Source organism: Amycolatopsis sp. lyj-84 (genome assembly GCF_046549075.1).
Lineage (GTDB): Bacteria > Actinomycetota > Actinomycetes > Mycobacteriales > Pseudonocardiaceae > Amycolatopsis.
In genome coordinates this window covers 489260-510444 of the sequence record NZ_JAJPWO010000001.1, presented here as the reverse complement: position 1 = coordinate 510444, position 21185 = coordinate 489260, and the positions used below count along the sequence as shown (strand labels likewise).

19 protein-coding genes and 1 tRNA gene are annotated in these 21185 nt (G+C 65.3%); 14 read left to right on the top strand and 6 right to left on the bottom strand.

The window, feature by feature from the left end; all coding sequences use genetic code 11:
- Positions 1-98: 98 nt before the first annotated feature.
- Both ACLJRM_RS02665 and ACLJRM_RS02660 read right to left on the bottom strand, forming a co-directional pair.
- Entirely contained in the window at positions 99-677 is a 579-nt protein-coding gene (locus tag ACLJRM_RS02665) for a hypothetical protein (protein ID WP_101607535.1), read from the bottom strand.
- Between the two features lie 190 nt (positions 678-867).
- Entirely contained in the window at positions 868-2469 is a 1602-nt protein-coding gene (locus ACLJRM_RS02660) for a helix-turn-helix domain-containing protein (RefSeq protein WP_410662433.1), read from the bottom strand.
- 231 nt (positions 2470-2700) lie between these two features.
- Here ACLJRM_RS02660 and ACLJRM_RS02655 point away from each other — a divergent pair, with 231 nt between their 5' ends.
- The 8 genes from ACLJRM_RS02655 to ACLJRM_RS02620 all read left to right on the top strand — a co-directional run bounded on the left by ACLJRM_RS02655 (position 2701) and on the right by ACLJRM_RS02620 (position 10777).
- Positions 2701-3156, top strand: coding sequence for a hypothetical protein (locus ACLJRM_RS02655; protein ID WP_410662134.1), 456 nt, complete (start codon positions 2701-2703; stop codon positions 3154-3156).
- Between the two features lie 194 nt (positions 3157-3350).
- Positions 3351-4919 carry a discoidin domain-containing protein gene (locus tag ACLJRM_RS02650; protein WP_101607537.1) on the top strand — a complete coding sequence of 523 codons (1569 nt, stop codon included), beginning with the start codon at positions 3351-3353 and terminating at the stop codon, positions 4917-4919.
- Between the two features lie 87 nt (positions 4920-5006).
- Positions 5007-6566 (top strand): discoidin domain-containing protein, encoded by a 1560-nt coding sequence (locus ACLJRM_RS02645; RefSeq protein WP_410662432.1) that lies wholly within the window; start codon positions 5007-5009, stop codon positions 6564-6566.
- Positions 6567-6582: 16 nt separating this feature from the next.
- Positions 6583-7614, top strand: coding sequence for a hypothetical protein (locus tag ACLJRM_RS02640; protein WP_410662133.1), 1032 nt, complete (start codon positions 6583-6585; stop codon positions 7612-7614).
- Positions 7615-7638: 24 nt separating this feature from the next.
- Positions 7639-8064, top strand: a complete 426-nt coding sequence (locus tag ACLJRM_RS02635; protein ID WP_410662132.1) for a VOC family protein — start codon at positions 7639-7641, stop codon at positions 8062-8064.
- Positions 8065-8246: 182 nt separating this feature from the next.
- Positions 8247-9272 (top strand): lactonase family protein, encoded by a 1026-nt coding sequence (locus ACLJRM_RS02630; RefSeq protein WP_410662131.1) that lies wholly within the window; start codon positions 8247-8249, stop codon positions 9270-9272.
- 122 nt (positions 9273-9394) lie between these two features.
- On the top strand, positions 9395-10564 hold the full coding sequence (locus tag ACLJRM_RS02625; RefSeq protein WP_410662130.1) for an alginate lyase family protein: 1170 nt from the start codon (positions 9395-9397) through the stop codon (positions 10562-10564).
- Between the two features lie 139 nt (positions 10565-10703).
- A tRNA-Pro gene (locus tag ACLJRM_RS02620) sits at positions 10704-10777 on the top strand.
- A 117-nt stretch (positions 10778-10894) separates the two neighbouring features.
- Here ACLJRM_RS02620 and ACLJRM_RS02615 read toward each other — a convergent pair.
- Both ACLJRM_RS02615 and ACLJRM_RS02610 read right to left on the bottom strand, forming a co-directional pair.
- On the bottom strand, positions 10895-12088 hold the full coding sequence (locus ACLJRM_RS02615; RefSeq protein ID WP_410662129.1) for an Arm DNA-binding domain-containing protein: 1194 nt from the start codon (positions 12086-12088) through the stop codon (positions 10895-10897).
- Positions 12085-12675 (bottom strand): hypothetical protein, encoded by a 591-nt coding sequence (locus ACLJRM_RS02610; protein ID WP_410662128.1) that lies wholly within the window; start codon positions 12673-12675, stop codon positions 12085-12087. Before ACLJRM_RS02610 ends, ACLJRM_RS02615 begins: the two co-directional genes overlap by 4 nt.
- A 151-nt stretch (positions 12676-12826) precedes the next feature.
- Between ACLJRM_RS02610 and ACLJRM_RS02605 the strand changes: the two genes are divergently transcribed.
- From ACLJRM_RS02605 to ACLJRM_RS02580, 6 genes are all read left to right on the top strand, one after another.
- Positions 12827-13081, top strand: a complete 255-nt coding sequence (locus ACLJRM_RS02605; RefSeq protein WP_410662127.1) for a helix-turn-helix domain-containing protein — start codon at positions 12827-12829, stop codon at positions 13079-13081.
- A complete protein-coding gene (locus ACLJRM_RS02600; protein WP_410662126.1) occupies positions 13071-13307 on the top strand; it encodes an AlpA family phage regulatory protein in 237 nt (78 codons plus the stop codon). The genes ACLJRM_RS02605 and ACLJRM_RS02600 overlap by 11 nt, the downstream gene beginning before the upstream one ends.
- 104 nt (positions 13308-13411) lie before the next feature.
- A complete protein-coding gene (locus ACLJRM_RS02595; RefSeq protein ID WP_410662125.1) occupies positions 13412-14836 on the top strand; it encodes a YfjI family protein in 1425 nt (474 codons plus the stop codon).
- A gap of 315 nt (positions 14837-15151) precedes the next feature.
- Positions 15152-15556, top strand: a complete 405-nt coding sequence (locus tag ACLJRM_RS02590) for a plasmid mobilization protein (RefSeq protein ID WP_410662124.1) — start codon at positions 15152-15154, stop codon at positions 15554-15556.
- Entirely contained in the window at positions 15553-17094 is a 1542-nt protein-coding gene (locus tag ACLJRM_RS02585) for a relaxase/mobilization nuclease domain-containing protein (RefSeq protein ID WP_410662123.1), read from the top strand. The genes ACLJRM_RS02590 and ACLJRM_RS02585 overlap by 4 nt, the downstream gene beginning before the upstream one ends.
- 642 nt (positions 17095-17736) lie before the next feature.
- Positions 17737-18528, top strand: coding sequence for a hypothetical protein (locus tag ACLJRM_RS02580; RefSeq protein ID WP_410662122.1), 792 nt, complete (start codon positions 17737-17739; stop codon positions 18526-18528).
- Positions 18529-19130: 602 nt separating this feature from the next.
- Here ACLJRM_RS02580 and ACLJRM_RS02575 read toward each other — a convergent pair.
- A complete protein-coding gene (locus ACLJRM_RS02575; protein ID WP_410662121.1) occupies positions 19131-20693 on the bottom strand; it encodes a caspase domain-containing protein in 1563 nt (520 codons plus the stop codon).
- Entirely contained in the window at positions 20693-21043 is a 351-nt protein-coding gene (locus ACLJRM_RS02570) for an effector-associated constant component EACC1 (protein ID WP_378273529.1), read from the bottom strand. The genes ACLJRM_RS02575 and ACLJRM_RS02570 overlap by 1 nt, the downstream gene beginning before the upstream one ends.
- Between the last annotated feature and the right edge of the window lie 142 nt (positions 21044-21185).

The following is a 21185-nucleotide window of genomic DNA, read 5'->3' as shown; positions in this document are numbered from 1 at the left end:
AGGTTTTGTCCCCCTCGGCGTCCGGCCATCCAGTGTGACAGTGGATGGCCGGACAAGCACCTGATCGCCTTTCTTCGCCCGGCTCACTCGAGCGGAATTCAGCCGTTGAAATAGCACTGGAAGAGCAGATCGTCCAGCCGGATCGTTCCACCCTGTCCCGTGGTGCCGTAATCGACGGTTCGGACGAGCACCGAGGTCCTGCCGTTCAGATTCCATCGATCCGTGTACAGCTGCTGGTAATTCTGGCTCCCCGCGTACATGGCCGATTTCCGGTAGAGCATGTTCCCGAAGAGGTCCCAGATCTCGATCGCCACTTCTTGGCGAATGACCAGCGGTTGTATCCAGACGGCGGCCGCGCAGCTCGTTTCGGGCATGCCCGAAACCGAGCCGGTGCGGACCTCGATCTGCTGGACCGACCAGCCGCCCGGCTGGGCGCCGAGCCAGCCGGAGTTGTTGCCGCTGCGAGCGTTGGCAGGCATGTTGATGTTGAAGCCACCGGCAGGCGACTGGCTGCCGAAGATGGCCCATTTCGCCGCTGGATCGACTTCGAAGCCGTCCTGGAACTGCATCACTCCGGCGTGCGCGGTCCCGGTGCCGAGGGACGTCAGTAGCGTCAGTGCCGCGGCGGTCGCCAGCAATCGTCCGACCAGCCTTCGGGTCCTCTGATGTTTCGGCATTCTTGTCAGCCCCCTGTTCGCAGTGATTCGGAGTACGAGCCGAATTTACATTTCGACGGGCGGTGCGAAACGTCCTGAATGGCGGCTTAGGGGCGGCGACTCCTGCCTTATCAGGCAGCGAATCGTCACTCACGATCCAGGTTCGCGGGCTGGACCCTCCGGTTCGGCATCCCGCTGTCGGTCGCGCGGATCAACCCGGCCCGGTGCGGGCCGCATAGGTGATCAAAGACGGGGTTTCCGTGATCCGGAGGGATTCGCCGGGGCGCACCGCCGTGGTTTCGCCGTCGATCCGTACGTGGGACTCGGCTCCGGGGCCGGTCGCCGTGAACGCGGTTCCCGAGTGAGTCCAGCGGATCACCCTCAGCCGATCGGCCCCGTCGAGGAATTCGCACTGCCAGACATTGGCGGGCAGCCCCGCGGGGAGCCCCTGCCCGCAGCCTCGCAACCGGGAACCGGCCAGCCAGCGCTGAAGCGTCTCGACGGCGAGGGCGGCGTCTGTCGGCGGGCTTCCTTCGACCTGCAGCACCAGCGGAAGCTTGCCGGAGCCCCAGTTGTAGAAGTACATCCGCCGCAGATTGAACTCCCTGCCGTAGAGGCCGGCGAGGTAGAACCGGAGCGCGTAGTCGACGGAACGCGCCGGGGTTAGCGGCTCCCGTAGCGGGACGTCGTAGACCGTGCCCGTGTTCCACAACGGTGGGTGGACGCCCGCCGCGTGCATCGTCGCGTCGATCTCGCCCAGGAGCCGCACCAGGGTTTCCGGTGGGTCGGCAGCGTTCCGCTGGTACAGCTTCACGCCCGCGGCATCGCAGTGGTGGTAGCCGCCGAGATCGGCGAACCGCTTCAGGATCTCCCGCGCCTCCGGTTGCCAGAGCTGCCCCATCGAGGGGCAGACCAGCGTGGCGTCCGGATCGCTGGACCGCACGATCTTCGCGGCCCGCTCGGTCATCTCGACCAGCTGCTCGACCGACCCGGAGAAGTACATGTGGTGCGTGGCCTGCACCCACAGTTCGTAGGCATCGATCCTGCCCCGGTAGCGGGACGCGAGAGCTTGAACGAAGCGGTCCCAGTCGGCGAGGTTCTCGGGCGCACCGGTTCGTGAACCGTCGGTGTAGGCGCCCTTCGGCGAGTTCGGTGCCGCCCACCCGGGTGTGCCGCCCAGCACGAACAGCGTGGGCAGACCGGCCTTCTCCGCGCCGCCGACCAGCCGGTCGAGCGTGGCCCAGTCGAACCGGTCGCGAGCGGGCTGCAGGTTCGCCCAGCGGGTCTGGCTGTCCCAGAAGCGCACGCTGCCCGTCTGGAACGCCGGCATGGTTCCGCTGGCGCTGTTGATGGTCACGCCGAACAACTCGGGTGACACCGGGACCGGTTGTGCCTGCCAGGGCGGTGCGGTGATCTCCGCGCCCGCCGCGGCGCTCGCGTCGGCACCGACACCGTCCGGGGCGCTGGATGTCGCGGCGAAAACCATGAGCAGGACGAGCGCGACAGCGACCAGCCGTACTCGTGGGGAGCCGGACTCCGTCGCGGGGACTTCCGGTCGCGGCTCGGCCGCAGGGGCGCCTTTCTCGCGGCGGCGCCACCTGCGCAGCAGTTCGTTCAGCTCCTCCTCGGTCGCGCCGCACTCCTCGGCGATGCCGACGAGGAGCCGGTAGTTCGGCGGCCCGCCCCGTCCGGTGCAGTACCGGTGCAGGCTCGACCTGCTCACATACAGTCGCGTGCCGAGCTCGGCATAGCTGAGACCGCTGCGACGCTTCAACTGCGACAGCAGCCCTGCGATGTCGTCCTGCGGTTCCATGTCCACCTGCCGCCCTCCCCGGACGAATGCTAGCGAAACGCCTGTCCCGCGACCGAGGAATCGCGGGAAGCGGCAGGCCGTCTCAAGGTCGGGGTGGATCCGCAGGTCAGAGGGTGAAACGGCGTCCCATCCAGGGTCGGGACGCGAAGTCCTTGATCCGGGCCCGCCGTCCAGAGACGGTACTTCCGGGGCGGCGGCCGATCGGGGCGCCGCGATGACGAGGGGAGCACCATGCGACGACAGGCCTTGACGAAACGGATCGGGCTGGTCGCGGCGACGACCGCGACCGGCCTGCTGATGGGCTTCACCGGGATGGCACAGGCGACCCCGGCGGAAGCGACGCCGACCGTGATCGCGGTCGAGGAAGCGGCGCCGGGGGACGCCACCGCGGCACCCGTGCAGACGTACGGCACGAGCTGCACCATGCCGCTCTGCGGGCGGGCGCACAACCGCACCGGGAAGGACCTGCAGATCGAACGGGACGCCAAGTCCCACTGGAACTGCGACAACCTGTCCGGCGACCACCGGCGGACGCTCAAGTCCGGCGATGACTCGAACAACTACTGGAAGGACACCGACTGCGTCAGGTCGGTCAAGTGCAAGATCATCTTCCGCGGCGAGTCCTACAAGCCCGGTGAGTGGATCCGGCTGTACAACCCGACCTGGTTCTACAACGTCAACTGCTGACCGGGCATGACCCAGGGGATCGCGCGGTGACCTTGCCACCGAATGGTGCAGGGCACCGCGCGGTCACCCGTTGACTGGGAGTTTAAGAACCTTTTACACTGCGATCGTTAGGAAACTTACTTAACGAAGCGACTCCGGCCGACCCGACGCCGCCCACGCCGGTACTCGCGACTCCGCAACGTCGAGGAGTTCGCATGAAACGGAGAACACCCCTGGCCGGTGTCGCGGTGGCGACCCTGGCCCTGCTGGGGCAGACACTGATCTCTTCGGGCACCGCCGCACAAGCGGAATCTCTGCTGTCCGCGGGCAAACCGACCACGACCTCGTCGGTCGAGGGCTCCGGCTTCGAGGGCGCCAACGCCGTCGACGGGAGCGCCACGACCAGGTGGGCGAGCGAGGAGGCGGTCGATCCGCAGTGGATCGCCGTGGACCTCGGCAGCGCCGCGACCGTCACCAAGGTCAAACTGACCTGGGAAGCCGCCTACGCCAAGACCTACAAGATCCAGGGCTCGGCCGACGGCAGGACCTGGACCGACATCAAGTCGGTCACCGGCGGTGACGGCGCCGTCGACGAACACCCGGGCCTCAACGCCTCCGCACGCCACCTCCGCGTCCACGGTACGGCTCGCGGCACGACCTACGGTTACTCGTTGTGGGAGCTGGAGGTCTACGGCGACCGCGTCGGCGGCGGCGACACGCAGGCGCCGACGGTGCCCACGGGCCTCGCCGCGACGGCGACCACCGCGGACAGCGTCACCCTCGGCTGGACCGCGTCGACCGACAACGTCGGGGTCGCCGAGTACGAGGTGCTCCGCGACGGGAACGTCGTCGGAACCACGGCGACGACCACCTACGCCGACAGCGGGCTGGCGTCCGGAGCGGAGTTCGGCTACTCCGTGCGAGCACGGGACGCGGCGGGCAACGTCTCCGCGGCGAGTCCGGTGATCAGGGCCGCGACCAAACCCGGGGGCACCGGCGCCGTCACCATCGCACTGGCGGGTGACATCGCCAACCCCGAACTCTTCTCCACACACCAGGGAACGGCGAACCAGGTCGCCAAGATCAACCCGCAGTACGTGCTGACCGTGGGCGACAACCAGTACCACAAGGGCACCATCTCCGAGTACCGCGCCCACTACGACAAGACGTGGGGCAAGTTCAAGAGCATCACCAAACCCACGACGGGCAACCACGAGTGGGACGACCAGCTCAGGGGATACAAGGAGTACTTCGGCGCGATCGCGTACCCGAAGGGCTTGCCGTACTACAGCTACGACATCGGTGACTTCCACTTCGTCGCGATGGACTCGAACCCGATCTACACCGGCGGTGGTTCCGAACAGGTGGCCTGGCTGCGCGACGACCTGGCGAAGAACACCAAGTCCTGCGTCATCGGGTACTGGCACCACCCGCGCTTCAACTCGGGGAACTCCGGTGACAAGAAGCAGATGGCGCCGCTGTGGAACGAGATGGCCAAGGCGAAGGCGGACGTGGTGTTCACCGGGCACGACCATCATTACGAGCGGACGAAGCCGCTGGACGTCAACGGGCACGTCGACGAGGCGAACGGCGTGCGGTCGGTGATCGCCGGCATCGGCGGCGACTACCTCTACACCGACTACAAGGCGCGCGAAGGTGTCGAGAAGATCCTCGCCAAGCACGGCGTGATGAAGCTGGTGCTGAACGGAAAGTCGTATTCCTGGGAGATCTACGACACCGCAGGGAAGGTGCTCGACAAGGCAGGTCCGTACACCTGCCGCTGACGGCCGCGGTCCGGTGCCATGCGCGGCACCGGACCCGGCTTGCTGTCCACGACGACGTAGGCCCATCCAGGAGTACAGGTGAATCGAATGGTGAAGCCGGGCATCGCCGCGATCGCGGCGATCGTCCTGCTCGCTCAGCCCGTGACCGCGTCCAGCGCCACGGCCGGACCGGTGGAATCACTGCTGTCGGTCAACAAACGCACCACCACGTCCACGGTCGAGAACGAGAGTTTCGGCGGCGCGCTCGCCGTCGACGGTGACTCGACGACCCGCTGGGCGAGCCTGGAGGGCGATCCACAGTGGATCGCGGTCGACCTCGGCGGTCCCGCGGACATCAGCCGGGTCAAGATCTTCTGGGAATCGGCCCACGCGAAGGACTATCAGATCCAGGCATCCGACGACGGCCAGACCTGGCGAGACGTCAAGACCGTCGTGGCCAGCGACGGCGGCCTCGACGAGTTCGCCGGCCTGAACACCTCCGCGAGGCACGTCCGGATCTTCGGTACCGCACGGGCGACCGAGTACGGGTACTCGCTGTGGGAACTGGAGGTCTACGGCGTCCGGACCGGCGACGGCGACATCCAGCCGCCGTCGGTGCCGACCGGGCTCCGGCAGAAGTCGTCCACCACCGAGAGCATCACGCTCGGCTGGAACCCGGCGAACGACAACGTCGGCGTCGTCGAGTACGAGGTGCTGCGCAACGGCAACGTCATCGGCCGGTCGGCGACGACCTCCTACACCGATACGTCGCTGGCGTCGGGTTTCGACTTCCAGTACGCGGTGCGGGCGCGGGACGCGGCGGGGAATTTGTCCGGATCGACCTCGCCGGTGAAGGCGTCGACCCGGCCGTCGGCGTCCGATGGCATCGTCATCGCCCTCGCCGGCGACATCGCGAAAGCGGAGCTGCCGTCGGAGCACCAGCGGACGGCGGAGCTGGTGGGCAAGATCAAACCCCGGTACGTGCTGACGGTCGGCGACAATCAGTACGTCGACGGCACCATCGAAGAGTTCCGGTCCTACTACGACAAGACCTGGGGCAAGTTCAAGAGGATCACCAAACCGACGCCGGGCAACCACGAGTGGAACAACGACCTGGCGGGATACAAGCAGTACTTCGGGAAGATCGCGACACCCAAGGGAAAGCCGTACTACAGCTTCGACGTCGGCGCCTTCCACTTCGTCGCGCTGGATTCGGACCCGGTGTACAACGGCGGCGGCGCCGAACAGGTGGCGTGGTTGCGCAAGGACCTCGCGAGGACCAAGAAGTCCTGTGTCGTCGGATATTGGCATCATCCGCGGTTCAATTCCGGGAACGCCGGAGACGCGAAGAGCATCGCGCCGCTGTGGAACGAGCTGGCCAAAGCGAAGGCGGACGTCGTCTTCGCCGGGCACGATCACCACTACGAGCGGACGAAGCCCCTGGACGCCAACGGGCACGTCGACGAGGCCAACGGCGTGCGGTCGGTCATCGCCGGGATCGGCGGCGACAGCCTGTACCTCGACTACAAGGCCCGGGAGGGCGTCGAGAAGATCTTGGGCAAACACGGGGTGATGAAGCTGGTGCTCAAGGGAAAGACCTATTCCTGGGAGATCATCGGCACCAACGGGGAACTGCTCGACAAAGCAGGCCCGTACCGCTGCCGGTGACGGGGAAGGAGACGGCGTGAAGCTTCCGGTGAAGTTCGTCGTGGCGCTGGCGGGTGTCGTCGCACTCGCCGCCGCCTCGGTGGTGTACGTGATGCAGGCCAAGGCGAACAGCCCCGAGCGGCAGACGTCAGACGTGGCGATCGAGGTGGATTCCGCACAACCCGTTTCGCTGGGGGAGCCGGGGAGGCTGCTGTTCCGCAACGGTGCTCCGGGGCCGGGATACGGCAACGTCGCCTCGGTCCCCGTCTTCGAACCAGGGAGCCCGCGACGAATCAGTTCGCTCGCTTGCGAGCGGTTCTACACCGCGGCGGACGGTGGCCTGTGCCTGGCGAAAGAACCCACGCCGATGGCCGGCGCGGTCGCCCGGTTCGTCGACGCCGCGCTCGGCGAGGTCAAGCGGGTGGACGTCCCCGGAATCCCCAACCGCGCCAAGCTTTCGCCCGGCGGCCGGATGGGCAGCTGGACCACCTTCGTCACCGGCGACTCCTACTCGAAACCCGGCACCTTCTCGACCCGGACGGCCATCATGGACCGCGAGCGGAACGAGCTGTCGAGCAACATCGAGGGCATCCCGCTGCGGATCGGAGACGAGCAGCACCGCGGCGAGGACGTCAACTACTGGGGTGTCACCTTCGCCCCCGACGAGCGGACGTTCTTCGCCACGGTCGCCACCGGCGGGCGGACATTCCTGGTGCAGGGCGACAACGAGGCGTGGAAGGCGCGCACCCTGCGGGAGAACGCGGAATGCCCGTCGCTGTCGCCGGACGGCACGAAACTCGCGTTCAAGAAGCGCGTGGCGGACGGCGATGCCCGGCCTTGGCGGGAGCACGTGCTGGACCTGGCTACGATGCGGGAGACCCCGCTCGCGGAGACGCGCAGCGTGGACGACCAGGTGGTCTGGCTCGACAAGGACACGATCGCCTACAGCCTGCCACGGGGGAGCGGCAAGGAAAGCGACATCTGGTCCGTGCCGGCCGACGGCACCGGAGGGGCGCGGCTGCTGGTTCCCCTGGCTTCGTCGCCGTCGGTCACCGTCGGGGCTCGGTAGCTCCGAAATGGAAAGGCATTGTGTATGACGAGTCGGTTCGAATGGGTGGCCATCGACAGCGTGGATCCGCGGCGATTGGCGGATTTCTGGTGCGGCGTACTGGGCTATGTCATTTATCAGGACAAGAACGGCGCCGCGGTCGAGATCGGGCCCGATCCGGAGGAGCCGGACGAACAGCGGTTGGCCGCGTTGCGTGGCGGGCCCGCTGTGCCGAGCATGGTCTTCGTCCGTGTTCCCGAGGCCAAGACCATCGCCAAGAACCGGCTGCATTTCGAGGTCTGCCCGATCGACAGTGACCAGCAGACCGAACTCGAGCGGTTGCTCGCGCTCGGCGCGTCCAAGACGGATGTGGGACAGGGAGACGGTCGGCCCTGGGTGGTACTTGCCGACCCGGAAGGAAACGAGTTCTGCCTGGCACGCAGCCTCGCGCCGGGGGAGTTCGACCTGTAGTCCGGAGTTGCCGGGCCGCTGTCCGGGATGGCACAGGGAAGTTTCTGAGTCGCTCCGGCGCAGGTCCGCCCGGCGAGGCCGGCCGCTGCCAGGTGGGCGACGGACGCCGCTCCCGAAACGATCGCACAGGATGTGGTCAAAAGGGATTCACCTCCACCTCGGGTTGCTGCACAGTGTGCCTGGTGACTCCTGCGAACGACGACCGGACACTGCTCATCGTCGGCTCCTACACCGCCGCGAGCAACGGCGACGGCGAAGGCATCGGCACCTTCTGGCGCGACGGGCGGACCGGGCGACTGACCCCGGCGGGCTCGCTCGAACTGGATTCGCCGAGCTGGCTGACCCCGCACCCGACGCTGCCGGTGCTCTACGCCGCGAACGAAACGGCCGAAGGCGCGATCACCGCCGTGGCGGTCGGCGAGGACGGCACCCTCGAGGCCCTGAACTCGCTCCCGACCGGCGGGGCCGATCCGTGCCATCTGGGGATCACTCCCGATGGCCGGTTCCTGGTGTGCGCGAACTACAGCGGCGGCAGCCTGGCCGTGTTCGCACTGGGGCTCGACGGCGTTCCCACCGTGCGCACAGCGCTGGTCCAGCACGAGGGCACCGGACCCAACACGGAGCGGCAGGAAGCCGCACACGTGCACATGGCCGTGGTCGACGAGACCGGGACGCTGGTCAGCGCGGTCGACCTGGGCACCGACGAGATCCGCAGCTACCGCCTCGGCGAAGAAGGCGAACTGATCCCCGTCTCGGTGTCGGCGCTGCCCGCCGGGACCGGTCCCCGGCAGCTGGTCCGGCGCCCGGGCACGAACCACGCATACGTCGTCGGTGAACTGGCCGCCTCGTTGGTGACAGTGCGCGAAGAACCGCCAGGCACGTTCTCCGTGGAGAACTCGACTCCCGCGACGCTCGAGCCCGGCGGCGAGAACCTCCCAGGACAGCTCGTCCTGCACGGCGATCGGCTCTTCCTGTCGAACCGTGGCCCCGAAACGATCACGGAGTTCGCTTTCGACGGTGTCCTCCCGAAGGCCGTCGCCGATCACGGGACCGGCGAATGGCCACGACATTTCTCCGTCGTCGGCGAGCATTGTTATGTCGCGTCGCAGAGTGAACACGTGGTCCAAGCCTACGAACTCGCGACCTGGCGCTTGATCGGCAGCTATCCGATCGGAAGCCCGGCATTCGTCGGCCCTTGGCGGCACTGATTCCGATCAGCGGGACCTCCTTTCTTTTGAGGGCGAACTAAGGTCTTGACGCAACTGGTTCAGACCATGACACTGAATCACGCGCCGCCGGTGACCTGGCTCACACCCGCCCGAGGAGAACCATGTCCCTACCGAGGAAACTGCTCGCCCTGACCACGCTCGTCCCGTTGGCACTGGGCCTTCTCAGTGCCCCTGCGCAAGCAGCACCGGCCACGTTCACCCACCCAGGCGTACTGGTCAGCCGCCCGCAACTGGACTTCGTGCGCACCAAGGTCCAGGCCGGCGCGCAACCGTGGAAACAGGCTTACGACGCGATGATGTCGAGCTCGTACGCCTCATTGTCCCGGTCACCGAAACCGCGCGCCGTCGTCGAATGCGGCCCCTATTCGAATCCGAATCTCGGCTGTACCGATGAACGGCAAGACGCGATCGCGGCGTATTCCCTTTCCCTCGCCTGGTACATCACGCGCGACGCGAAATACGCGACGAAGGCGATCGAGATCATGGACGCCTGGTCCGCGGTCTTGAAGGACCACACGAACAGCAACGCGCCCCTGCAATCAGCGTGGTCGGCCTCCTCGTGGCCACGTGCGGCGGAGATCATCAAGCACACCTACACCAGCTGGCCGAATTCCGGCCGCTTCGGCACCATGCTCCGGACCGTGTACCTGCCCGAGGTGATCAACGGCAGTCACAGCAACGGAAACTGGGAACTCAGCATGGCCGAGGCCGCGATCGGCATCTCGGTGTTCCTCGACGACAAGGCGAGCTACGACAAGGCCGTCGCGAAGTTCCGCACCCGCGTCCCCGCCTACCTCTACCTGACCAGCGACGGCGCGCTCCCGAAGACCGCGCCCGGCAGCGGCCTGGACACCCGCGACAAGATCGTGAAGTACTGGCAAGGCCAGACGACGTTCGTCAACGGCCTCTCGCAGGAGACCTGTCGCGACTTCACCCACACCGGCTACGGCCTCGCCGCCATCGCGAACTTCGCCGAGACCAGCCGCATCCAGGGCCAGGACCTCTATCCCGAGATCGCCGACCGCCTCCGCGAAGGTCTCGGCTTCCACGCGAAGTACCAGATGGGCGCCGCCGTCCCGTCGTGGCTCTGTGGCGGCAGCCTGAAGCTCGGCCTCGGCCCGATCACCGAGGTCGGCTACAACCACCTCCACGCGCGCCTCGGACACACCATGAGCAACACCGAGGCCCTCACCCTCCGCCAGCGCCCGGCGGGCACCAACAGCCTGTTCGTCTCCTGGCAGACCCTCACGCACGGCGACAACCCACAGTGACTCCGTGAGGGCCGCCCGATTGCGGCAGGGTGGCCCTCACGGTCCGTTTTCCCAGCTCAGACACACAGTGACCCCTGGTTGCAAGGCCCTGTTCGGGACCCGCTAAAGTACTCATATCGCACTCCACGGAGTGCGGGTCCGGGCTGTGGCGCAGTTTGGTAGCGCACTTGACTGGGGGTCAAGGGGTCGCAGGTTCGAATCCTGTCAGCCCGACCGGAAGAGCAGTAAGAAGCCCAGGTCAGGGCCTTGGATCACTTCGGTGAGACAAGGCCTTGAGTTGCGTTTGGGGCCTGTTGTCTCACATTTTCACACGAACGGTTGTACTGCTTGTCAGCTAAGCAACGCGCCGAGATGCTTAGCTGCGGTTTCGGGGTGGGCGACATCCGGATGGACGTAGACCCGATCTGCGATCGTCAGGTCCCCGTGGCCCGCCCAGGCGGACACGATGGGGCCAGGCACTCCCGCCATCCGCAGGTAGGTCAGGCAAGCATGTCGGGCGTCGTACAACCTCACGCGTCTCACACCAGCGCCCTCCATCAGCTCGTATGCTCTGCGACGCAGCCAGTCAGTACGGCACGACCGGCCCAGCTCGTCAACGAGGACATAGCCGGAGTTCCCGTAGGCTTCGCCAGCGGCCAGCCTCTCCCGAGCCTGCCGTGCCTTGGCGCGACGCAGCGCCTCTGCGACAGGCGACGGAAGCGGTAGCTTCCGTGGACGGTTCTCGGTCTTCCCACCCTTCTCCTCGACCTCACCGCCGTTTTCGCCCCAGACGAGCGTCCGGGTGTTCTCGCCGGCCTTGATGGTCGGAGACTTTGCGTCGAGGTCGACGTGCTCATCCCACTTCAGCCCACAGACCTCAGCGGGTCCCAGCCCGATCAACGTCAGCAGCATGCCCGCTTCCAGCCGGTGGTCGGCCAGGTGCGCGAGGAAGGTCTTGACTTCCTCCGCATCCCACGGCTTGCGCTGAGCCTTGGCCGCACGCGCCTGCTTACGCGCCTCCCGCGGTATCTCCGTGTACTGGGCAACGTTGCGCACCACGAGCTTCCGTCGTACCGCCACGGTGAGCGCCGACCGGAGCCGCCCGAGGGTGAGCTGTACGGATCGAGCACTCAACCCCGTACCTGGCTTGCCCCCGCGTTTACGGCCGGAAGCGAGCATCCACTCCACCAGGTCGTCGACGTCCTCCTCGGTGAGCAGTTGAAGCCGCTTGTCCCCGAGGCGTTCGTGGGCCGGACGTATGGCGTCCGCGTAGTTCCGGGCCGTGGCCTTCTCGACGTGGATCGTCGCCGACTTCAGCCAGGTGTCGAGCCAGGTCGCGACAGTGATCTTGTCGGGCGATACGAACGTCCCCTCGTCAGTCTGATGCCTGATCCGGGCGTACTCCGCTCTTGCCTCCTTCTTTGTGTCGAACGTCTTGGTCAACTGCTTGCGCTTGCCTGTCTTCGGCTCACGGCCGATGTCCACCACGAAGCGGTACCTGACCGCCCCGTCCTTCAGAGTGATCTTCTTGATCGGGTCACTCACCGGGCTTCCGTCCCCTCCTGGTTACCCGCACCGCCCGGCGACGAGTCCAGAGACGGCAACAAGCCCAGCTCGCGGGCTTTGCGGATGTAGCGGGCAACCTGGGCACGGGAGCGATTCATCGCATGGGCAACCGCCATCGCTGGAGCCTTACTCCCCCCGGTCACCGCGTCCGAGTAGATCCGCGCAGCCGTTCGAGCATGTTCCTCGGCGTTCTCGCGCAAGGCCTCGTCCGCAGGAGGTGCGAACCCCACCGCCTCCTCCCGAACCGCCTTCGGGACGTCGGCCCACGCCACGGTTGCCTTGCTTAGGGCTTCGCGCAGGAGCTGGTCAACAAGGACCTGCCGGAGGACGGTCGTGGTGATCGGGGTCTGGACGTTCGACCTGAGCGTCAGTTCCATCACGCGCGGACGGAGATCCGAACCGACGAAGACCTCGACCTGAACGGCCGCGTTCGGAACGACGAGCGCGAAAGAGGCACCGAAGCGCGTCGGCACAGCAGTGTCAGGCCCCGTGCGCAAGTATCCCCCTTCCCCGCGCGGTTCGATGGACACCCAGGCGATCTCGAAGTTCTTAGGCTGGCGAGGCACGTCGAGACGATACGTGCCACGACATTGACGTGGCAACACGTGAGATGTCGATGCCATAAACCCTCCTCATGTAAGCGACGTTCTCCTTTCCATTTCAAGACTAGAGCTTCGCCCATGACAGTGCAATGCCATTGCATGTATCGTCTATGACATGACACATGGGGGACAAACGCTGGCCGACCGCGTCGCTCAGCTTCACGAATGGATTGGTACAGGCCAAGCCCGCCAACTGCGCGTAGCCGCTGGTCTGAGCCAGGCTGCCGCCGGACACGACTGTGAGGTCGCAGCGTCCACGGTGCACAGGTGGGAAGTAGGGAATCGGTTACCTCGCGGCCGCAACATCGTCGCGTACCACCGCTTCCTATCTCGGCTCATCGAGCACGGAGGCCGCGGCCATGCCCAGTAACACTGGCCATGACAAGACGAGGCCTCCGACGCTGGCCGAGGTTCGGCGCTGGCCGGCGAGCGTCGGCGTGCCGACGGCAGCGACCGCGTTCGGGATCTCGCGCAGCCAGGCCTACGCACTGATCAAGCATGAAGAGTTCCCAGCCAAAGTGCTCCGGGTAGGTCATCGCCTGCGGGTCGTGACCGCCTCGATCATCCAGGTTCTCTCCGAGGGCGCGGAGCTGTGAGTGTCCAACCAGATCCGGCGGCGCCCACCGCGCCGCCGGATCTGCCACCTCACGAGCGCGCACCATCGTGGCCAACCCTCGAAACCATTGACGATATTGACGCAATGCCGCTGCAACCATCGTCCGAATGCCGCCCAACTGCGTTGTGGGCGATGGTCGACGCCGTGGCGGAGTCGTACCAGGTGCCGCGTGATCTGCCGTTCCTCCTGGTTCTGTCAATTCTGTCAGCGTGTTGTGGAGGACGCCGAATCATTCGAGTCAGTCCTGACTGGACGGAGCAGACCTCGATGTACACCGTCACTGCTCTCCCACCAGGAACCCGGAAGTCTCCGGTGTTCAAGGCCATCACTGCGCCGCTCTACGAAGTCCAGGACGAAATACGCCTCGCCGCCGGCGTGAAGCGTAAACAACAGGAAGCCCGACATGAGGTACTGACAAACAAGGTGGCGGAGCTCAAGCAGTCGACGGACACCTCCGAAACCAAGTTGGCCGATCTGGACTCCGCCGTTGCAGAGCTGGACGCCGCCATTGTCACTGCGGTTCCCAAGCTCATCGGCGACGACGTCACGCCGGAGTATCTCGGGATGACCATGGCTGAGCAGGAGGGCCGGTTCAGCTTGTTCTCCGCAGAAGGCGGGATCTTCGGCACGCTGAGCGGGCGATACAGCAGCGGCATGCCGAACCTGGACCTGGCGCTCAAGGCGTGGTCCGGGGATCACTGGGATAGCGGCCGGGTCTCCCGTGGCGACCTGAGCATCGCCAATCCGCACCTCACGATCGGTTTGACAGTACAACCGGAGACTCTCGAAGGCCTCGCTGAGACCCGGCAACTCCGCCACAGCGGCTTCCTCGGCCGCTTCTTCTACGCGTTGCCAAAGTCCCTGGTGGGCGCTCGCAGCATCGACACCACGCCCATCCCGGACGACGTGCGCGAGAACTACGTCGCTGCGGTCAAGAGCCTCGCGAACACCGCCTGGCCTAACGAAGTCGTCGAGGTGTCCCTGTCCGAGGGAGCCATCAAGCGTCTCAACGACTACCGAGAAGAGCTGGAACCGCACCTACATCAGGAGTTCGGCAGCCTCGCAGAAATCGCCGACTGGGCTGCAAAGCTGCCCGGTCAACTCGTACGTGTCGCAGCTTTGCTCGCCTTATTCGATGAGCCGGACATCCACACCGTCGACGAGTGCTGGCTCGAGGAAGCTATCAGCCTCAGTCCCTACTTCGTCGCCCACGCCGAGCGAGCGTTTGGTGTGATGTCAGGCCGGTACAGCAGGATGAACCACGCCCAAGCAGTGCTGAACTGGCTCCGACGAAAGCACATCGAGACGTTCACGGTGCGCGGTGCTCGCCGCGCGTTAGGCGGCCAGGAGTGGGCGAAGGACGTCGATGCTGTCCGCGCCGCGATCGCGGAACTGGCGGACCTTGGCTGTGTACGACCACTGGAACCGCCTCAACGTCCAGCGTCCCAATCCGGCAGACCGCCGAGCCCGCGTCACGAGGTGAACCCTGCGATTCACCGCCGACAGTAGGCCAGGAACAACACCCACCCGACGCTGGCGGCGGCATGCCCGTCGGTAGCGTCAACGACTGTACGTACGGGCTTGCAAACCCAGAATCCTTGCCAGTCTTTGGGCTGTACGCGTTCAACGCTCCACGTCGGACGGAGTCAGCCACTACACAGCAAGTTAGAGGTCAGGGCACCTGACGGTGTCCTGACCAGACGCTACGTGGTGTGCAGCCTTCGGCCGCACACCACGTAGCGTCACCGACTTCTGTCACGTAGGGTCGCGATCAGGAGTGGGCCGTGGGGGCGGCCCACGCTGACGCTTCAGGGGGAATGCGTCATGACGGATCGTGCTCAGCGACGGCAGCGGCGAGTGCCGGGCGGGTCGCAGAAGCGGATCAACTGCCGAACCATCGAGCCCACTTATCGACGGCTGGAGGAGCGCGCCGAAGCCGCTGGGTTGAGCGTGCCGCGGTATCTGATCGAGTCGGGGCTGCGGGATGAGGCCGGGCAGTGGAGCCTGCGGCAGCAACGGTGGTGGACTGAACGGCTCGATGTGGTGGAGACACGGCTGATCCGGATCGGGGTCAACCTCAACCAGATCGCCACTGTGGCCAACGCGACCGGTGACGTGGACCCCGGCCTGGCTGGCGCGCTTGGCTACCTTCGCGCGGCGGTGCAGCGGTACGAAGAGATCCTCGACGCGATCGATCCGTCCGATTCCGAACGTCGGCCGCGGGCGTGATCGCCAAAGCTCCGGCGAACGGCAAGCGCGGGACGAACACAGGAGGGTTGCTGCGGTACCTGCTCGGCCCCGGCAAGGCGAACGAACACACCCATCCGCATCTGGTTGCGTCGTGGGATCCGGAATGGCTGGCCGATGGTGTGTTCGCCGAACAGATCGGGCAGCACGGCTGGTTGGCCAAACTCGGCCGGGACATCGACGCGGCGATGACCGGACATGAGGTCGAAGTGGACGGCGGTCACGTGTACCACGTCGCGCTGTCCGTTCCGCCCGCCGACAGCAATACAGCGACCGGGTTCTTCGGTGACGCGCTCTGGCGTGAGCTGGCTGAGGACGCGGTCGCTCACATGGGCTTCGGCCCGGATTCGGACGGGAGGGGCGGATGCCGTTGGGTCGCGGTCCACCATGGAATCTCGACCGAAGGCAACGATCACGTACACCTGGTCGTCAACCTCGTCCGCGGCGACGGCCGGATCGCCAACACCTACCGCGACTGGCCCCGATGGCGCACCTGGTGCAACGCCGTCGAGGAACGCCTCGACATCACCCGCACCGCGCCCGCCGGAGAAGGCCGCAAAGCCACGTCACGCCCCGAACTCAAACGCGCGACCACAGCAGGCGCAACCGACCGGGAGCTGCTCACCCAAGCAGTCAGCAACGCTATGGCCGAAGCGATCAACGAAGCTCAGTTCGTCGCCCTGCTAGACCAGACAAGAGTCGATGACGCGAGAGTGTTGTACGCGCCGCACATCTCCGGCGGCCAGGTCACGGGCTACAAAGTCGCCCTCGATCGAGGAGACGGTTCCGAGCGCCTTTGGCTGGCAGGGTCCAGCCTGCGCCGCGATCTGTCCCTGCCTCGGCTCCGCGCTCGATGGGAGGCCCCGCCGGGGGCCTGGGACCACTTTGCTGTACCTGCGTGGACCGGCGAGATACCCACGACCAGGTTCGTCGACAACGCTCGTCAAAACAACTGGCGATTTCTTCGCAGGCAGCTCACCGACGCGGAGACCGAGCTGCACCAGAACCTCGCCGACTCCACCGAACCCGCTCGCTGGTACCAGGCCGTCGAACACACCGCTGACCTCGCCGCGGTACTGATCCATTTCGAAAACCCACCGGCGCAACTGCACCGCGTACACGACCAACTCGCCCGCGCCGCCCAACGCCCACGCGGCTACCGACAGCCGGGTGTCGTCGCACCGTTGCTCCTCGATGCTGTCCGAGTGGCGGCCAAGTGCAACACCCCGACCCCACTGATGCTGGCCGCCGTCGTACTGCTGCTCTACGGAATCATCAAGGCGTTGGACTACTTCGCCGAGCAACATCACGTTCGGATCGTCGCCCGGAGGCAGATCGCCGATGCGTGGAATGAACTGTATGGTCATCCCGCTGTCGAAGCCGAGTCCGGACGAAAGATCAACAACACAATTGCAAACGTGCGCTCAACAGACCCCGCTCGGACGACGACTAAACCTCTGCGTCGGGCCGCAACGCACACCCCAGCCCAAGCCGCAGCACCTAAAAGTCGATCTCGATAGGCAGGAATCACATCACCACAGGTCATCAGGCTTGGTTTGTTCGCGAGATGCGACCATGTTTCTCCGTGACGACCGACCGCACAGGTTTCGGTGGGGAGACTTGTGTTCGTGAGGCCCAACCGCACTTGATCCCTGGCTTGTGAGACGGGCACTCCGTCACTTCGCGTTCCCTTCCACTCTTGGCTGCTGCGAACCGAGCAGGTCCCGTTTGCCAGCGGTTGCGGGATCACCGCGTTGCCGGCCGGTAGAACCATCAACGGCAGGCGATCTGTCAAGAGAACGTGTTCCAGATCTGCTGTGCGGACCGATCATGGCGATGGCGACCGCGGCCCGGCAATGCCGATGAGATTGCCTCGCGCAGCGGAGAACTCAGGTGAGAGATGCCCTTCGCGATCGAGACCCGCCTCGCCACGTTCAGCAGCTTGTCAGAACCGACGTTCGAGCGGCAGCAAGTGGTTGGCTGCCGATATCGATAAGGTGAATTCTGCTGCACTCTGCAACTTCGATCTCCCTGACGCGGACTCTCACTGTAATTGTGCCACTCCGGCGGTATCGAGGAAACGAGGCGACATGGCAGCTCGTTCGCGCGGGCAGGGCTGGTGGGAAGTCCTCTTTGTAGCGGTATGTCTAGGGATAGTTGTCATGCGTGAGCGGCCGACCACTCGCCTGCCGGAACCACACGAGCAACAGCCTGCCGTCGCGGAAAAATTGACCGTCGCGCTGGAACCGCTCGACCGAAGCGTGCTCGTGCGCCGTGCAGTAGACATCTTCCCTGCGGGCTACCTCACGATCATCAGCATCATTCAGGGCGTGGCCCTGAGCGTACTGCTGGCTGAAACGGTGCCACTCGTCATCGACGGAGGCCGCGGTACCGCGGCCGTGGTCGCGACTTTCGCGCAGGCCCTGCTTGCCTTTGTCACGATTGTGGTCGTCGCGTACGAGTACTTGTGGTTCACCACACTCATGCGGTGGGTGCCAACGTTCCGGGACACCGTCGTCCCGTTGCTCCTCGGCGTGGGTGAGATCGTGCCCGCCTTCCTGATGGAACGCTGGACCGCGTGGTGGGTAGTCATGACGATCTTCATCGGCCTCGGTGGAGGCGCCTACCTGAACACGATCACGCGGTTGCGCCGCGAACTGTTCGCCGGCGACGACCAGATTCGGCGTCGTATCAGCGGACTGCTGTGGCAACTTGTCGGCCAGTGCGCAGCAGGGGTTCTCTTGGGTGTTGCGACTTGGCAGGTGGTGCGCGCCTGGCCGGGTTCGGCCGCTGTGGTGACCACGATAGGTGCCACGGCTCTGGCGATGCTCATCGGTGGCTGGATGGTTTTTGTCTCCGAAAGAGTGCTCAACGAGGTGTTCGAGCGACACGGCATCCAGCGTCGGCCGCTGCGGCCGACGTGGGAACACACTGGGTGGATGCCTCGCAACTAGAGTTTCTGACACAGAATGTGCAGGTTTCGCCCCCCCGCAGGCGGCCGGGTGTTCACGAACGATTCGATGATCGACATCAGTCGGTATTACTTCGGCCCCTGCCGCTGATCGAGCCGTCCCGACGTCCGCTCATGCTGAGTTGAGGACGTTGGGAGGTTGCTGTTCCCTGCGTCGCTCTCTACCGACGCCAATCATCACGGGCAACGACGCGCCGGGTCACGGGTGTCGTGAGACGCTTCCCAGGAGGTTGTGCGGCTGCGGCCCTTATGGTTGCCCAGACGGACGTCGCAACGGGACGTTAGCCTGATCCGACGACCCGGATATTCACCGCCCGGCAGCCGTGTCGGCCGGGTGTCGTTGTGCTCCAGGTCTGTAGGCGACCCTCGCACCGTGCCCGCGCTCTTGCGACACTGCGTCTGCTTCCACGAGAGGGGCGGGTGGCGTCGTTGGAGGAGGTGGCGCTGGACGTGGCGGCGGCCTGCGACAGCCCGCTATCCGCAGTCTGCGGCCCCAGCCCCCTTCGCCACTTCGCGGAGGCCGGGACCACAGCAGAGGGTCACGGAGATGACCGAGTCCGCGAGGGTGGTCTCGACACTGAGCGCTTAGTGCCCGTCGTCATCGAACGGGTCCGACACCGTTTCCGGACGACGGTCCGCAACTGTGGTCCCGCGGTACACCCGCAATGCAGAGCGGTACTCCGCATTCTCTCGGTAGAGGATGATGTAGCCGAGCATCGCCGTGAGCTGCCAGCGATCGCCTGCCGCCTCGGCGATCTGGCGAAACAGCTCGTCAGCCGTGATGACGCCATCCGGCATCACGATGGAGACCCCGTCGAACTCCGACACGTAGTGGTCGTACCTGAAGACGTAGGGCAGCGTGGCCTTGGCCTCCTTAAGTATGCGGTTCAGCGGCTGCGGGCCGCAGGGCAGAGGCCCGATCCAGTAGTCGAGATCGATGGGATGTAGCGCATCAAAATGATTGCGGCGCAGGACTGTTCTATCGCGTTGGCGGCCTGGGTCCTTGTTGCCGAACCCATTCATATTCCACGCCGGTGGTCGTTCGGCGGACCGCCTGAGATCAATGAACCTTCCAACGTCCGCTTCGGAGTGTAGGTAACGGAAGCAGACGCTGTTCGAGGAGATGAACTGTCGTCCGGAAAGCTTCATCAAGTGCATGGACAGTCTGCTCGGGAGGTTCTGGTCGGCTGCACCGACGTAGACGACTTCCTCCGACTCGCCTTGCTGGACTGACAGTTGGTAGATGCCAGGTAGATTCTGCAGGGTGCTTACCTGGTCACCGCGCAGCGGAATACTTGGCCGTTCACGCAGTAGCCTCATGACCTGGCGGTTGATCTCGGCGAACTCGAAGCGGAGTGTGTCGTCCGCGACGCTCAAGGCGTAGCGGGTGACCGCCTCGCCGGGTCGCGTGCGATTCGCGACGTTGCGCGAGAACGGAAACCTCAAGATGTTCCCGTTCCCGTTCTGATTCGGTCGAGGCAACCCTTTGGAGCGCAGACGGCGGACGAGTTCCTCGTAGATCTCCCCGAGTTCGAGCAATTCCTCGGCGTCAGAAACACCGCGCCGAACCACGTCGATGAACGTATCGGTAAAAGAAGTCCGGAGCTGCTCGTCAGGAGTCGCAACCGGGGTGTGGGCCACTGCGTCCGACGCAGTGAGCACGTAGGCGCCGGAGATGTCGGCGGCATCCCTCAACGAGAGGCCTGTGGCTGAGAGGGCCGTGATGGCCCGTCCGGAATAGCAGCAGTCCAGGATGACGATCTTGGACTTGGCCGGGCTTCTGCGCACGGCGTCCCTGAGGTACCGATACTCGAGACCGGTGAGGTCGGGATGGGCGGGAACGGTTCGGCTGACCGTGAGGCACAGCTCAGCGGAGTCGGAGAGCATTCCATGGCCGACAAAGTAGACCAGCAGCGTGTCGGAGGTTTCTCTCGCGATCTCGCGCAGGTCTTGTGCGAGATCGCTTCCACTTGCCGGATCTCTGAACGGGACAACACGGTCCTCCGGCCAGCCGCAGAGGTCCGGGTCGGTCAGGAGACCGTACATGTCCCGGAGGCTGTTCGCCGCCGACGGTACATCTGGCATCTCGATGTCGTCGTAGCGGGAGACGCCGATGAGTACAGCGCGCGACTCGGCGAAATCGGGCACTACGCGTCCGGACTTTTGGTGTCGGCCAAGAGTTTCTCCACGAGCTCAGGCACTCGCTTCAAGCTGTTCGCGTCGATCTCGATGCTCGTGCCATCACGGGTGATCTTGATAGTCGTCTTCGGACGGTTCTGCAGCCATGAGGTGACTGAGCTCGCGAGCACGCTGCCGATGCCGCCAGACCCCAGAGCCACCGTAATGAGCTCGAAGGCGCCACCTAGCTGGTACTCGCGGATCGCCCCTCGCACCAGGTTGACGCGTCCCACGAGATCGCGTTCTACCTGCAGCCAATGCGCAAGAGAGACTAGGTCGTCTTCGGCGTTCACAGAGTCGACGGTGAGTTCGATCATCATCCACATCCCCCGGATCGGTCCGTGAAGTATTCCAGCTCGCCTGGCGAAGCTCACACCCGACCGTCGGCCGATCGTGAAATTCCACGTGACCAGGCTCGATCCACGACGCGCTCTCATGCCGCGGGTGGAGCGTTCCCCGGTC

Excerpts from the sequence above, each read along its gene's own strand:
- ACLJRM_RS02645 (WP_410662432.1), top strand. The coding sequence starts at position 5,007 with ATGGTGAAGCCGGGCATCGCCGCGATCGCGGCGATCGTCCTGCTCGCT.
- ACLJRM_RS02580 (WP_410662122.1), top strand. The coding sequence starts at position 17,737 with ATGCGTGAGCGGCCGACCACTCGCCTGCCGGAACCACACGAGCAACAG.
- ACLJRM_RS02650 (WP_101607537.1), top strand. The coding sequence starts at position 3,351 with ATGAAACGGAGAACACCCCTGGCCGGTGTCGCGGTGGCGACCCTGGCC.
- ACLJRM_RS02655 (WP_410662134.1), top strand. The coding sequence starts at position 2,701 with ATGCGACGACAGGCCTTGACGAAACGGATCGGGCTGGTCGCGGCGACG.
- ACLJRM_RS02570 (WP_378273529.1), bottom strand. The coding sequence starts at position 21,043 with ATGATGATCGAACTCACCGTCGACTCTGTGAACGCCGAAGACGACCTA.
- ACLJRM_RS02600 (WP_410662126.1), top strand. The coding sequence starts at position 13,071 with ATGCCCAGTAACACTGGCCATGACAAGACGAGGCCTCCGACGCTGGCC.
- ACLJRM_RS02605 (WP_410662127.1), top strand. The coding sequence starts at position 12,827 with ATGACACATGGGGGACAAACGCTGGCCGACCGCGTCGCTCAGCTTCAC.
- ACLJRM_RS02635 (WP_410662132.1), top strand. The coding sequence starts at position 7,639 with ATGACGAGTCGGTTCGAATGGGTGGCCATCGACAGCGTGGATCCGCGG.
- ACLJRM_RS02625 (WP_410662130.1), top strand. The coding sequence starts at position 9,395 with ATGTCCCTACCGAGGAAACTGCTCGCCCTGACCACGCTCGTCCCGTTG.
- ACLJRM_RS02665 (WP_101607535.1), bottom strand. The coding sequence starts at position 677 with ATGCCGAAACATCAGAGGACCCGAAGGCTGGTCGGACGATTGCTGGCG.
- ACLJRM_RS02660 (WP_410662433.1), bottom strand. The coding sequence starts at position 2,469 with ATGGAACCGCAGGACGACATCGCAGGGCTGCTGTCGCAGTTGAAGCGT.
- ACLJRM_RS02595 (WP_410662125.1), top strand. The coding sequence starts at position 13,412 with ATGCCGCTGCAACCATCGTCCGAATGCCGCCCAACTGCGTTGTGGGCG.
- ACLJRM_RS02590 (WP_410662124.1), top strand. The coding sequence starts at position 15,152 with ATGACGGATCGTGCTCAGCGACGGCAGCGGCGAGTGCCGGGCGGGTCG.